Source organism: Brachyspira pulli, from assembly GCF_036997785.1.
GTDB lineage: Bacteria > Spirochaetota > Brachyspiria > Brachyspirales > Brachyspiraceae > Brachyspira > Brachyspira pulli.
Window position 1 is genome coordinate 1 of record NZ_JAWLQI010000080.1, and the last position, 14,840, is coordinate 14,840.

The window sequence follows — 14,840 nt, forward strand, 5'->3', positions numbered from 1 at the left end:
CAAAATATATTTACATACAAAAAGATAAAAATAACTATAATATACATAATATTTTTTATACTAGATTTATTTTAAAAAAATTGTATAATTAATTAGTGAAAGTTTTCGATATATTGTAATGATATTTTACACAGTTTAATGGGATTATAAATATTTTCAATTAAAAAAGGGGTCTTAAGAATGGCTAGTTTAAGTGATAAAGAAATTAATGCTACTTTGGCAAAAATAAGACGCGAGTATGAACAAGGTGCTGAAAAATACGGCAGCAAAATTTATAATGTAAATAGTTTTAATGACAGATATAGAGAAGCTTTACAAAACAGACAAGATTTATCAAACTTCTTAATAGTTGAAATAAAAATATTAGAAGATATAAAAACTACATTAAGAGACAGAGAATTAGAACGTCAAAGAAAAAAAGCTGAAGAAGAAAAAGCCAAAGAAAATTCTTTTATGAACAAAGTCGATAATATGATAGAGAAATTCAAAAGTGCTACAGAAAAATATCCTTTAGAAGATATGCATCCTAAAGCAGATGAAGAAATTAAACATTTATATGGTGCTTTCAAAGAATTATATAATTGTTTCTCTGTTATAAGATTCTTCTGCTGCGGGCCTGCTAGCGATTATGTTGTTGAAAGTGCTATCAAAGATTATGATAATCAATTCCAAAAATTTATCATACCTGTAGGTGAAACAAAAGTGCCTCAGATATTTGCTGATTACATTTTTGCTTTAAATAATGGAGACAACTCAAGCAGAGCTGAACAATTTATATTAAAAGAATCAGGTTTCTTCCTTCATGCATTTATAGAGAAATTATCTAATATCAAATCTATAGCTCTTAAAGCTACTAGCGATGGAGAAATGGTTCTTCCAGATTATTTAAATACTCAATCTCCTAGAGTATATAAATTCTTTAAAGGAAAAAGCAAAGAAGAAATATATGATGCTACAGTAGCTTATGCTAATGCTATGATAAATGACTTTAGATTACAAAGTTTCAAAAAAGATGGACGTTAATAAGGTATTTGTTATTTTTTGTATATTTACACTATCATTGTTTTCTCAAACTAATGATGTGTTTATATACAATAAAAAAAATTTATCAAATGCATACAGATATTACAATGCCAAAAATTATAAAAAAGCAGCAGAACTATTTGAATATGAAATAGCTAATTCTCCTGTATTAAGAATAGAATATTTTGAAAATCTTGCCAATTCTTATATGAATTTAAAAGATTATACAAATATGCTTAGGGTGGCAAGAAGCGGAATAATAGTTAATAGATTTTCTGCAAAACTTCATTTTCAAAAAGGATATGCATTATATAAATTAGGCGATACTAATAAAGCTATAGAATCTATAACATATTCTGTAAATCTAAAACCTAATGATGCTTATATGAATAATTTTTTGGGACTTCTATATTTATACATAGAAGATTATAAACAAGCAGAATCATCTTTCTTAAAAGCAACTGTATATAGTCCAAATAATGTAGTTTATATGGTTAATTTGGCTGCAACTTATGAAAGAGATAAAAATTTCAGTTCAGCATTAAATACTTATGAAGAAGCATATAAAATAAATCCTCAATATAAGGGATTAAAAGATTCTGTAAATAGAACAAGAACAATACTTGCTAGAATGTCTGGAAATACTAATGATTTGATAATAGAAAATACTGTATCTAAATCAACAAATGATAATTCAAAAATTACTTATGATGAAGATTTAGAAGTTAAGCCTATAGAATTAGAAAATAATTATACTAATCAAATAGACACAAATAATGTTATAAACAATATTACTAATACTATTATAACAAATACAATAATAACTAATGTGAATACTAATAATACAACAATGACAGCAACAAATACACAAAATACTAATAACTAATTGATAATATAAAAAAATATTGTATGATGTTTAATAATAGGGTTATTATTATGCGTGAAATAAAAAATATATTAGAAGAATATTCTAATATGAAATCATACCAAAATATAAATTTAGCTAATTACATAAAAATATCTCAAAAGTGGGACGATATTATGGGGGAAGTATTATCTAAAATATGCTATCCATCATTCTTTAGAAATTCTGTTTTAACCGTTACTATAATAGATAGTGTATGGGCTAATGAAATATTTATGAATAGATCAAATATATTCAAAAATATAAAAAAAGAAACAAATATAGAAGTTACTGAATTAAAAACTAGAATCGGAGAAGTTAATAATAGAGTACAAGAAATTCCTAAAACTGAAAAAACTACTAAAAAAGAAATTAGAAAAGAACATAAAGAATGGATTGATAATGTAATAAAAGAATCTGATATCAAAGATGAAAGAATGAAAGAAATATTCTACAATATATTAAAATATGAGGAAAACAATGATTGATGATGAGTTTATAAAAAAGACTATTTCAGAATACAAAGCTACAAGAAGTATCATTGCTTTAAGAGAAATAAACGAACACTTATCACATTATATATATAATTATCCAAGGAAAGTTTTTGGTGCTTTTCATGATAATGCATTGGAGTTTTATTCATACTACATAGAAAGACTTGAAAATATAATATTAAAATACAATGAAACAGATGCTAAATTTATAACTTGGTTCACATATACATTAAGAAGTCATTATTTAAATTATATAGATCATAAAAAAAGAAAAGAAAAACATAATCAAAAAGAAATATCCATTGATGCTCCATTATGCAGCAGAGAAGCTATGACATTGCATGATGTACTTTATGATACTAAGTCCTACTCTATCAATGAATATACAGAAAATTATAATGGTGATGATAATATAGAAGAATTAGCTTTAAATATATTCAAATATATAGAAAACAAATTCAATGATAGAGATTCAATAGCTTTCTTTATACATAATCTTGAATTGTTTATAAATTTAATAATAAATCCTTTAATGAAATATTTTAATATAAATTATGAAGAAGCATATTCAATAGTAGAAAAAGCAAGAGCAACATATATAAACAAATACAATGACATAATAAAACAGCAAGACAAAATAGCAAAAGTAAATGCCCAAATAGAAGAAAATCATAAAAGAGGAATATTTACAGTACATTTAGCAAGCAAAAAACAAAATTATATAAAAAAACTTCATTCTATAAAAATAAATGTACCTTATAATTTTATAGCTGAACTTTTAAATATTACAAGCAATATAGTTACAAAAATCATAAATAAAATCAAATCTAGCTTAAAAGAAAATTTTAATAATTTATTGGGTTAATATATGGATAAATATAATTATACAGAAGAAGAAATTATCAATTATGTTAATGGTATTAAAGTGTCTGATGAGTTTTTAAAAGCTCTCGAAACAGATATATCCCTACAAAAAGAAGTAAGCAGCTTAAAAAATGATTTATTTATTATGGAAAATGTAGAAGATTCTGATATGTTTAAGGAGTCAAAACAACAGTCTGTTATAAATATAAAAAACAATATAATAGATTATATGCTCTATTTCACCAAAATAACTCCACTAGCATCAAGAGGAAATAAAGAAAATGAAATATATGTTTTTAAAAATATAGAAATAAATAAAATCAACAATGAATATTATATTAATATAAGAAATATAAAAAATTGGTGCGTTATAGATTATAATGGTGAAAAAATAGTAAATATATTCGGAGAAAAAGATAATTATTCTACAACTCTAAAAAACGGAAAATATAATATAAAAGTAGATAACTATGAATGTACAGTAAATATAGAATAAGGACTATTATCTTAATGCAAAAAATATGTAAATGGGCTAAAAGTGAAATAGAAATAAAATATCATAATGAAGAATGGTGCCGAATTTGCCATGATGAAAATAAATTATTTGAAATGCTTATACTTGAAGGTATGCAGGCTGGATTAAGCTGGAAATGCATACTAGATAAAAGAGAAAATATGAGAAAAGCATTTGATAATTTTGATTATAAAAAAATAGCTAAATACGATAATAAAAAAATAGAAGAATTGTTAAACGATAAGAGAATCATAAGAAATAAAAGAAAAATTAATGCACTTATAATAAATGCAAATAAATTTATTGAAGTACAAAGAGAATTTGGAAGCTTTGATAAATACATATGGTCTTTTACAAATTATAAACAAATAGATAATAAATTAAATGATGATGATCCGCTCCCAGTAAGAAATGAATTATCTGACACTATAAGCAAAGACTTAAATAAAAGAGGATTTAAATTTGTAGGAAGTATAATTATTTATAGTTATTTAGAAGCTATTGGAATAATAAATGACCATTCAGTAAATTGCTATTATTATAAAAATGTATAACATATTGGTAAAAAATAAAATATTGTACTATAATAAATTATATTGATATGGAATAATTATGATTGGATACACTAATTTAAATTTCAAAAAATCGTCTATGATTTATATTAAAGATCAAAATCCAAAAAACTCTTTTTATATTATAACTAAAGGTAAAGCTATATCTTATGGTACTTTTAATTTTAATATAGAATTCAATAAAGGTGATATAATAGGTTTAGTAAATGCTTTTTTAAATGAACCGTATTTTTTTAATATAAAAGCTTTAGAAGATGTTGAAGTCATTGAAATAGAAATTGATGATATAATAGAAATGAATAATAAAGAATTGATGGTAAAAATAGCAGATAATTTAGATGCAGCATTTGAAAAATGGCTTGGAAGATATTATTTATTATTATCAGAAAATAAAGAAATTACTAATGGAAAAACTCAAGAAGAAATTCTTAATATGATAAAAGTTTATCATAAAAACGGATTTCACAATATATCATATAAACTATGTAAAGAATATATTAAATCATTTCCTAAATGTGAAGAAATTGATGAAGTAAATAAATATTTATCTGAAATAACTCCGATAGAAGAACCTAAAAAAATAAATAACAATCTTTATAAGTATAAAAAGGGATATTGCATTTATACAGAATTAGAATATACAGATAAAGTATATATAATCGAATCAGGAAAAGTAGGCATATATAATATAGTAAATTTAGATCAGGTTACAAGAGCTATTTATTCAAAAAATCATATGATAGATGGATACCAACCCATTTTATCATATCAGCCTTTATCTACATGTGCTGTCATTTTAGAAGATTCTACAATAAAAGTATTAACAAAAGATGAATTAATAAGTATTATGGAAAATGATCAATCTGTTGAACTTTACTATTCAAAAATGGTATGCATGAAAATAAGAAATACTATACTAAAAATAATAGTACTTAATACTGATGATATTCTTGCAAAAATATTAATAACTTTATATTACATATTAAAAACAGAAACAATCCCCGAAGGAAGTAACTCCATTAATTTATTATATACTCTTAATGATATTAAGACGATAATAAATTTCAAAGATACACAAATATTAAAAAAAGAATTTAATAAAATAAGAGGAGCCCAAATATCAGCCAATAATTATATTAATATAGTTGATATCAAAGCCTTTTTTATAGAATATAAAAACTGTATGAACAGAATAGCAAATATACATCATATTTAATTTTATTATTATAAAAATATATAAACAATAAAAATTATTTTTAATAATTATTCAGGGAGAATTTTAATGCCAACATTAAAAACAAGTATATCAGGAATAAGAGGTATAATAGGGGACGGTTTAGATATAAGAACCGTAGTGGATTATACTTCAGCATTCGCATGTCTTTTTCCAAAAAAAGCAAAAGTTTTAGTGGCAAGAGATACAAGAATAACAGGAGAATCAATATTAAATGCTGTTGTTTCAACATTAATGGCATCAGGTATAAATGTTATAGATATAGGCATAACACCAACACCAACTGCATTATATATGGTTGAAAAATTAAAAATACATGGCGGTATAATGATATCAGCAAGCCATAACCCTATAGAATGGAATGCCTTAAAACTTATAGGAAAAGGCGGACATTTCTTAGATGAAAAAGCTGTTAATGAACTTATGAAGCTTTATGATAAAAAATCTTCAAGATTTGTAAAAGCATTAGAAACAGGCACTTATGAAAAAATTGACAATGCTATAGAAGAACATATCAAGCGTATATTAAGATGGATAGATGTTGAAAAAATCAAAAAAGCTAATTTCAAAGTAGCATGCGATTATGTTAATGGTACAGGTTTATTTGCAACTCCTCCCCTACTTAAAGCATTAGGAGTAAAAGAAGTTTCAATAAACAATGTACATACAGGAAAATTTGCCCATGTTGCTGAACCTTCTGCAGCAAGTATGAAAAGTCTATCTGATTTAGTAAAGAAAAATAAAGTAAATATTGGATTTACTCAAGACCCAGATGCTGACAGATTAGCATTAGTACTTGATGATGGAACAATAATAAGCGAAGAATATACTTTAGCTTTATGTGCTAAATATTTATGGCATGTAGGAAAAGGAAATGCAGCAGTAAATTTATCTACTTCAAGAATGATAGATGATTTAGCTAAGGAAAAAGGATACTCTGTTGACCGTACAAAAATAGGAGAAATAAATGTTTCTTCACATGTTGTAAAAAATAAATTATATTTCGGAGGAGAAGGCAACGGAGGAATAATAGTTCCTGCAGTAACTCCTGGCAGAGATTCACTTTTAGGTATATCTTTAATATTAGAATTAATGGCTACAACAGGAAAATCTATTACAGAACTCGTTAATGAAATACCAAAATACGAAATAGTTAAAGAAAAATTAGAAATAGCAAAAATAGATGAAGATAATTTCTTAAAACAAGTAAAAGAAGAATACAATAAAGCTAAAATTACAACTATTGACGGCATAAAAATAGATTTAGAAAACGGCTGGCTTCATGTACGTTCTTCTAATACTGAGCCTATAGTTCGTATTATTGCTGAAGCTAAAAGCAAAAAAGAAGCTAAAGAATTAATTGAAATAGCAATGAATATGATAAAAGGCGAAAAAACTGTTAAAAAGGCAGCTAAAACAACTAAAGCAGTTAAAGAGCCTAAAGAAGATAAAGAAGAAAAACCAAAGAAAGCAGCAAGCAAAAAAACTAAAAAATAATATTATTTTGAATAAATAATACTAAAAAACCTCTGGTAATTTATATACTGGAGGTTTTTTATTATTTAAATTTATAAAATTCTCATTAATAAAATATTATATAATTTTACAGTATATACTGATTTTTTTAACTTTGTCAACTGATGTACTTTATATAAATTTATCTACTTTTTTGTCGCATACGCTCTGCGGACTTCGTCAAAGTAGCTGCCACAGGCACGCTTCGCGAAAACGCAATTGCTAGAACTTTATATTTTAAAAATATTTATTAAATATATGATACAACCTAAATTCAGACTAAAAATGCAGCTTTTCGCGAAGCGTATTCGAGTTTATCGAGGATATAGGATTCTTTGAGGAAATTTCCATACGACCATAGTAAATCCCTTTTAGGTATGGCTTCGGCTGGAAAAAGTTGACTAAAAAATGACAAACTTTAAAATTTTCAGTATATTCTATCAAATAAATAAAAAATAGTTATATAATCCTAGTTATTATTTTTAATAGTGAGAACTAACTATTTCGACTTTTAAACCAAAAAAGTCGAAAATTTTAAATTAATAAAATTTACTTGACAAATTTACTATATTTTGTTTTAATATAGCGTATATTTAACTAATGAAAAATTTTTTTGTTATAATATATGTCTTTACATATCTAAAAAAGGGTAAATATGGACTTAAATCTTAAAAATAAAACAGCTATAATAACAGGCTCAAGCAGAGGAATAGGTAAAAAAATAGCCGAAACTTTAGCTAAAGAAGGCGTAAATTTAGTAATTACTGCTACTAATTTTGAAAAAGCTTCACAAGTTGCTGAAGAATTAAAATCTGCTTACAATGTAGAAACATTAGCATTACAGCATGATGCTAAATCAAGCGAATCTTGTAAAGAAGTAGTTGCTAAAACTATAGAAAAATTCAATTCTATTGATATACTTGTAAACAATGCAGGAATAACTAAAGATATGTTAGTTATACAAATGGACGATAACGCTTGGAATGATGTAATTTCTACTAATCTTTCAGGTGCTTTCTATATGTCAAGAGAAGCTGCTAAAAATATGCTTAGAGCTAGAAAAGGCAAAATAATTAATATATCTAGTGTTATAGGTAAAATGGGTAATGCAGGACAGGTTAATTATTCAGCAGCTAAAGCTGGTATTATAGGAATTACTAAATCTATGGCTAAAGAGTTTGCACCTAGAAATATATGTGTAAATGCTATAGCTCCTGGTTTTATACAAACAGATATGACAGATGTATTGCCTGAAGATACAGTTAAAGGAATTATGAGTATCACTCCATTAAAAAGATTAGGAACTGCAGAAGACGTTGCTAATTTAGTATTATTCCTTTCTTCAGATATGAGTAATTATATTACAGGAGAAGTTATCGCTGTTGACGGCGGTATGTCAATGTGATTAAAATTAAAATAAAAAAGCATATAAATGTTGCTTTAAAGGCACTTTATTAATAAAAAATAATATTTAATATTTAAGGAGATTCAAAATGGCATTAATCGATGAAATCAAAGATGTTGTTGCTAATCAATTAAACATCTCAGACAAAAGCAAAATTACTGATACAGCTTCTTTCGTAGACGATTTAAACGCTGATTCACTTGACTTAGTTGAATTAATCATGGAATTAGAAAAACGCTATGACATCAAAATTCCTCAAGAAGATCAAGAAAAAATCAAAAATGTAGCTGACGCTGCAAAATATATTGAAGAACATAAAAAATAATAATTATATTTAGATTTTCCCGTAAACAGCTTAAAGTCTTTTACGGGAATTTTTTAATATAACGTCAAAATTATAGGAGTTTTATATATGAGTGAACGCAGAGTTGTGATCACAGGACTTGGAATAGTAAGTTCTTTAGGAAATGACGTAAAAACTTTCTGGGATAATTTACTTAATGGTGTTTCTGGAATTAAAACATTAAGCAAATACTTTGATCCTGAAAAAGAGCAACTTATTACTAAAATCGGTGCTGAAGCTTTACCAGTTGAAGGCGACTATTATTCTGATAAAAAGATGTTAAGAAGATTAGACCCTTTCATTAATTTTGGAATATATGCTGCACATCATGCTTTTAAGCAGGCTGGTATAGAACCTAAAACAGGCTTTGATCCATTAAGAGCTGGTTGTGTTCTTGGTAGCGGTATTGGTGGTATAACTACTCTTTTATCAAATCATAATGTTATACTTGCTGACGGCCCTAGCAGAGTATCACCTTTCTTTGTACCTATGCAAATAATCAATATGACACCTGGATTAATTTCAATGGAATATGGTATGAACGGCCCTAACTACAGTACTGTTACTGCTTGTGCTTCTTCAAACCATTCTATAGGTTTAGGTTATAAACACATAAAAGACAATGAAGCTGATATTATGGTAGTTGGAGGTTCTGAAGCTACTATTAACCCTCTTACTATTGCTGGTTTTAATAATGCTAGAGCTTTATCTACTAGAAATGATGAACCAACTAAAGCTTCAAGACCTTTCGACAAAGGCAGAGATGGTTTTGTTATTGCTGAAGGTGCTGGAATATTAATACTTGAAGAATATGAGCATGCTAAGAAAAGAAATGCTAATATACTTGCTGAAGTTTGCGGTTATGGTTTTACTGCTGATGCTAACCATATTACTGCTCCTTTAGAAGACGGTGCTATGGGTGCTAGAGCTATGTCTTTAGCTATTCAAAGTGCTAAAATATCACCAGACAAAATTGATTATGTTAATACACATGGTACTTCTACTCCTGTTGGAGATATAGCAGAAGTTAAAGCTATCAAAAAAGCTTTAGGCGAAGATCATGCTAAAAAGATAAAAATTAACTCTACAAAATCAATGACTGGTCATGCTTTAGGTGCTGCTGGCGGAATAGAAGCTATTGCTACAGTTATGAGTATGATTGAAGGCAAAGTTCACCCTACTATCAATGTTGAAGAACAAGATCCTGAATGTGATTTAGATGTAGTTGCTAATACTGCTCAAGATTACAAAATAGAATATGCTATAAGCAATTCTTTCGGATTTGGCGGACATAATGCTTCTATAGTATTCAAAAGAATATAATTTATAATTTATTATAAAATAAAAGCTCTATTATTAATAAAAAATAATAGAGCTTTTTTATTTCTCAAATATATTCAAATAAAAATAGTATTAATTATATTTATCTATTTTCCTTGAAAAAATGCTCCTCTACTCTTATACAAATTTCATGGTATATTGCCTCATGATATTCTTGAGAAATATGTGTTTCTTTAGCAGGTGCTTTAATTGCAATATCTGCCATTTCAGCAAGTTTTCCTCCATTCTCATTTGTAAAAGAAATAACTTTTATTCCCATAGCCTTAGCAAGTTTAGCAGCATAAATAATATTTTTAGCATTTCCTGAAGTACTTATAGCAAAGAAAATATCACCTTTATCACCAAAGCCTAATAATTGCTGAGCAAATACTAAATATGGCTCTTTATCATTCAAATAAGCACTTGAAAGTCCCAAATGTGAAGTCAAAGCAACGGCTCTTAATGGAGATTCCAAATTATTTGCTATATATTCCCCATCTTCTATTTTTAAAAGCTCATTTCTTATTTCTTCTTTTATAGGGCGTTTCTTCAAAAAACTTTTTAATAACTCCCCTGCTATATGCTCACTATCGCATGCACTTCCGCCATTTCCTGCTATTAAGATTTTATTTCCTCTTTCATAGCATTTTATACATTCATTTATAGTATTTTCTATATTTTCTTTCATTCCTTCCAATTTTGGCAATCTATTTATTAATTCTTCTATCATTAAATTCCTCCATTATTAATTACAAATTTATCAAATAATTTAAAAATATAAAAGAAATTATATATAAGATTATTATTTTTACAAGATTATTTAATATTAGAATCTTTAGTAACTATTTTTTATTAATGAATACAATACTTTTATAATATTAATAAATAACTTATAAAATAATAAATATTAGGCATTTAAATTATGAGTTTATTATTCTGTAGCACCGTATTCATTTAGGAAAGCTATTAACGTTTCAGGTTTTTTATAATTTTCTTTAATATAAGTTAGAGCAGTTCTTCCGTTTTTATCTTTAGCATTAACATCAATGCCATTATCACATAATATTCTAGCAACTGGAAGCATATTTTCACTTTTATCAGCTGACATAAATACCATTATTAAGGCATTATCACCATCATTGTTTACAGCATTAATATTAACTTTATAATCTACCAAAGTTTGAACTATATCTGCATACAATTTATAAGAAGCCACATGCAAAGCTGTTTCTCCGTAAGTGTTAGCAACATTAACATCAGCACCAGCTTTTAATAATATTTTTGCTATATCAGCATATCCGCCTGTAACAGCCATAATTAAAGCAGTATATCCTACCTTATCAGCAATATTTACATCTGCTTTTGAATTTACTAATAATCTAACAATAGCACTATGTCCATGATGCGAAGCAAGCATTAAACCTGTAACTCCGTCTTCTGAAACTACATTAATATTAACTTTTCTATTAATAAGTGAAACTACAGAATCATATTTTCCTTCTTCACATGATTTTAAAAATTTAATTTCATTATCTGTGAGTCCATAAACGGCATTAAAAAATAAGGCCAATGTAAAAAATACATAAATAAACTTTTTCATAAATAACCTATTATATACAAATACTCTTAATATAAATAAGATTAAAACTATATTTGTAAAAAGTTTTTTGAAGAAATATAGTTCATATCATACAAAAAATGATAATTACATATTAAATTATTTAAAACATTCCGCCGTCAATACTGATAACTTGTTTTGTAATATAATTAGCTTCATCAGATAATAAAAAGTTCACAACATTAGCAACATCTTCTGGTTTTCCTATTCTTTTTAAAGCTATCATATTTTTAGCATGCTCTATTATCTCATCATTTATCATTTCGCTTTCAATAACACCGGGAGCAATACAATTAACAGTAATATTTCTTTTACCTAATTCTATAGCCAAAGATTTCACAGCACCTATTAAACCAGCTTTTGAAGCAGCATAATTAACTTGTCCTCTATTACCTATAATACCAGATACTGAACTTATAGCTATAATGCGTCCTCCTTTTTTGCCCCTTATCATAGGCATAATTATAGGATTAACAATATTATAAAAACTTTTGAGATTAACATCTATAACATTGTCCCATTCTTCTCCAGTCATAGCAGGAAAAGCATTATCCATAGTAATTCCAGAAGAAAGAACTACACCATAATAAGCTGAATTGTCTTCAATATCCTTAAGTAAAATATTTTTAGCTTCATCTCTGTTTGAAACATCTATCTTTAAAAATCTTATATTTACATCATAATCTTTTGAATAATCTTTTATTTTCTCTATAAAAGAATCGTTTCTATTGTAGCATAATACAGCATCATAACCATTTGATATGACTTTCTTTGATATAGCAAGACCTATACTTCCAGAAGCACCAGTTATTAGAATAGATTTATTCTTATTTACCATATATTTATCCGTTTATTAGATTTTCTGAAGAACTTTCCATTACCATAATAGAACAGTCCATAACTTTATTTTTATAATTAACTATTTTCTTATATTCTTCCAAGCTATTTATATCATCATTGCTTATTATTACTTCCCCATCATAATAAGCTATACTTGAATCTTTCAACACTTCTTTTACAAATATATAAACTCTGCTGTCTGATTTTACTCTATTAATATAACAATTAACTTTCTTAATATTTAAGATAAAACCTACCCTATTAGAATCATTACTATTGTTTAAAGCCCCATTATAAGCAGCTGAAGTTTGTGCAACATACTCTGTGAATATATAAGACTCTATACCTTCATCATCAGAATTTTCACAATGATCATAAAATATATTATCTTTTTTTATATTAGAGAATGTCAATATTTCATTTTCATCAAAATTTATATCAATAATGCCTTCTATTAAAAGCATTTTACCTTTATGAGGTACATTTAATATATATTTGCTTTCCATAAATAATTATTTTCCAACTATTAAACAAGTATTACTTCCGCCGAAACCAAAAGAAACACTCATACAATTTTCAAGTCTTTCAGCAGAAATTTTCTTAGTAACTAAATTTATTCTTGAAAGTTCATTATCATATTCACCGTCGTATAAATGAGGCGGAATTATCTTTTCTTTATTCATTTTAGAAAGAGCAATATAACAAACTCCAAGCTCCATAGCACCAGCAGCCCCTATAGTATGTCCAAATGATGTTTTACTTGAACTGCAGTATATATTAGAAGCATTTACTCTTTCTAATGTTTTACTTTCCATTTTATCATTAATCAAAGTACCTGTACCATGAAGATTTATATAATCTATAGAGTTAATACTCATATCAGCATGTTTTAAAGCATCATTGATACATTTACTTGTAGTATTTCCTTCTATATCTGGGCTTGTCATATGATGCGAATCTGAATTGCTATTATAGCCTTTAAGATATAAAGCATCTTCTGAATCAATAAAATTCTCTCTGGCAAGTACAGTAAATGCTGCACCTTCTCCTAAATTAATTCCGCTTCTATTTTTTGAAAAGGAATTTGTTTTATTGTAATCAACAACTTCAAGAGAATCAAAGCCATAAACAACAGTATCAGTTACAACATCAGCACCGCCTACTATAGCAACATCTATTACATTGCTTCTTATAAGCTCATCAGCGGCAATTATTGCATTGGTACTTGAAGTACATGCTGTTGATATTGTGAAAGAAATACCAGTTACATCTAAATACTTCTGTAAAAAATCACAGCATATATTCAAACTTTGCATAACTAATATTCTTTTTTTATCTTCAACTGTTCCTCTTAATATATAATCTTTAGTTTCATCACTTCCATTTTCACATGTGCCTACTATAACAGATATTCTATTCTTTCCGTATCTCTTTTTAGCTTCATCAATTATTGGTTTTAATTGATCAACTGCATACATAGCCATTTTATTTATTTTATTGTTATATGGGGCATCTAATTCAAAATTAAAGAAATCATTGTCTATTTTGCCTAGAAAAAATTTTTTAGTATAATCATTATTTTCTTTTAAACCGTATTCTCCATTAATGAAATACTTATTGTATAATTCTTCTTTACTCCTAGCCAGACAATTAATAATGCCAAAATCCAATAATAAATTACTCATATTACACCTCAATCAAAGTATATAATTCTATTATAAAAAAGTCAAATAGTTCATTTTGAAAGATATATTTAAGTACTATAGTGATTTCTAATTTAAATAAAGGATATATTTATTGTATATCAATAATACATTATAATTATGTTTTTATACCTAAACAACTATATTTTGTCAAAAATAAATTTATATTTTTATTTTTATATATGGGGCTTTGCCCCATACCCCACTTCTTTTGCCGATTAGGCACCTACTCGGTGGTGCCCCAAAGAAGCTTATATCCTCGACAAGCTCGGATACGCTTCGCGAAAGGCTGCATTTGGTCTTTAATTTACTAAAGTTATCTTACATGTAAGACAACTTTAATATGATTTAGTACTAATTTTTTATACTTGCACTTTTTGCAAATTTGACGAAGTCCGCAGAGCGTATGCGGCGGGAAAAAGTTGACTAAAAAAATGACAAACTTAAAAATTTTCAGTATATACCTAAACAACTATATTTTGTCAATTTTC

16 protein-coding genes are annotated in these 14,840 nt (G+C 26.6%); 11 read left to right on the plus strand and 5 right to left on the minus strand.

Translation table 11 applies throughout. The annotated features are described in order from the left end of the window. Positions 1–180: 180 nt before the first annotated feature. The 11 genes from R4K56_RS13330 (at position 181) to fabF (ending at position 10,191) form a co-directional block, all read left to right on the plus strand. Positions 181–1,023: a hypothetical protein gene (locus tag R4K56_RS13330; protein WP_335772875.1), complete on the plus strand. Its 843-nt coding sequence runs from the start codon at positions 181–183 to the stop codon at positions 1,021–1,023. Next, positions 983–1,909 carry a tetratricopeptide repeat protein gene (locus tag R4K56_RS13335; RefSeq protein ID WP_335769478.1) on the plus strand — a complete coding sequence of 309 codons (927 nt, stop codon included), beginning with the start codon at positions 983–985 and terminating at the stop codon, positions 1,907–1,909. Before R4K56_RS13330 ends, R4K56_RS13335 begins: the two co-directional genes overlap by 41 nt. Before the next feature lie 50 nt (positions 1,910–1,959). Continuing rightward, positions 1,960–2,415 carry a DciA family protein gene (locus R4K56_RS13340; RefSeq protein ID WP_335772874.1) on the plus strand — a complete coding sequence of 152 codons (456 nt, stop codon included), beginning with the start codon at positions 1,960–1,962 and terminating at the stop codon, positions 2,413–2,415. Beyond that, a complete protein-coding gene (locus tag R4K56_RS13345) occupies positions 2,408–3,286 on the plus strand; it encodes a sigma-70 family RNA polymerase sigma factor (RefSeq protein ID WP_335772873.1) in 879 nt (292 codons plus the stop codon). Before R4K56_RS13340 ends, R4K56_RS13345 begins: the two co-directional genes overlap by 8 nt. A gap of 3 nt (positions 3,287–3,289) precedes the next feature. Beyond that, positions 3,290–3,781 (plus strand): hypothetical protein, encoded by a 492-nt coding sequence (locus R4K56_RS13350; RefSeq protein ID WP_335759636.1) that lies wholly within the window; start codon positions 3,290–3,292, stop codon positions 3,779–3,781. A gap of 14 nt (positions 3,782–3,795) precedes the next feature. Then, positions 3,796–4,353, plus strand: coding sequence for a DNA-3-methyladenine glycosylase I (locus R4K56_RS13355; protein WP_335772872.1), 558 nt, complete (start codon positions 3,796–3,798; stop codon positions 4,351–4,353). Between the two features lie 58 nt (positions 4,354–4,411). Then, positions 4,412–5,587: a cyclic nucleotide-binding domain-containing protein gene (locus R4K56_RS13360; RefSeq protein ID WP_335772871.1), complete on the plus strand. Its 1,176-nt coding sequence runs from the start codon at positions 4,412–4,414 to the stop codon at positions 5,585–5,587. A 66-nt stretch (positions 5,588–5,653) separates the two neighbouring features. Continuing rightward, positions 5,654–7,102, plus strand: coding sequence for a phosphoglucosamine mutase (gene glmM / locus R4K56_RS13365; RefSeq protein ID WP_335769473.1), 1,449 nt, complete (start codon positions 5,654–5,656; stop codon positions 7,100–7,102). A 673-nt stretch (positions 7,103–7,775) separates the two neighbouring features. Then, the gene (fabG, locus tag R4K56_RS13370; protein ID WP_335756495.1) at positions 7,776–8,525 is read left to right on the plus strand and encodes a 3-oxoacyl-[acyl-carrier-protein] reductase; all 750 of its coding nucleotides are present in this window, start codon (positions 7,776–7,778) and stop codon (positions 8,523–8,525) included. Positions 8,526–8,613: 88 nt separating this feature from the next. Continuing rightward, positions 8,614–8,850: an acyl carrier protein gene (gene acpP, locus R4K56_RS13375; protein ID WP_013115070.1), complete on the plus strand. Its 237-nt coding sequence runs from the start codon at positions 8,614–8,616 to the stop codon at positions 8,848–8,850. An 87-nt stretch (positions 8,851–8,937) separates the two neighbouring features. Further along, complete coding sequence (gene fabF, locus R4K56_RS13380; RefSeq protein WP_335756494.1) at positions 8,938–10,191, plus strand: beta-ketoacyl-ACP synthase II; 1,254 nt, start codon at positions 8,938–8,940, stop codon at positions 10,189–10,191. 100 nt (positions 10,192–10,291) lie between these two features. Here fabF and R4K56_RS13385 read toward each other — a convergent pair whose 3' ends face one another. The 5 genes from R4K56_RS13385 to R4K56_RS13405 form a co-directional block, all read right to left on the minus strand. Next, the gene (locus tag R4K56_RS13385) at positions 10,292–10,918 is read right to left on the minus strand and encodes a D-sedoheptulose-7-phosphate isomerase (RefSeq protein ID WP_297297803.1); all 627 of its coding nucleotides are present in this window, start codon (positions 10,916–10,918) and stop codon (positions 10,292–10,294) included. Positions 10,919–11,119: 201 nt separating this feature from the next. After that, entirely contained in the window at positions 11,120–11,788 is a 669-nt protein-coding gene (locus R4K56_RS13390; protein WP_335756493.1) for an ankyrin repeat domain-containing protein, read from the minus strand. A 121-nt stretch (positions 11,789–11,909) separates the two neighbouring features. Next, complete coding sequence (fabG, locus tag R4K56_RS13395; protein ID WP_335756492.1) at positions 11,910–12,644, minus strand: 3-oxoacyl-ACP reductase FabG; 735 nt, start codon at positions 12,642–12,644, stop codon at positions 11,910–11,912. Between the two features lie 4 nt (positions 12,645–12,648). Continuing rightward, positions 12,649–13,152, minus strand: a complete 504-nt coding sequence (locus R4K56_RS13400) for an ApeP family dehydratase (RefSeq protein WP_335769470.1) — start codon at positions 13,150–13,152, stop codon at positions 12,649–12,651. Positions 13,153–13,158: 6 nt separating this feature from the next. Continuing rightward, positions 13,159–14,331, minus strand: a complete 1,173-nt coding sequence (locus tag R4K56_RS13405; protein WP_335772870.1) for a beta-ketoacyl synthase N-terminal-like domain-containing protein — start codon at positions 14,329–14,331, stop codon at positions 13,159–13,161. Between the last annotated feature and the right edge of the window lie 509 nt (positions 14,332–14,840).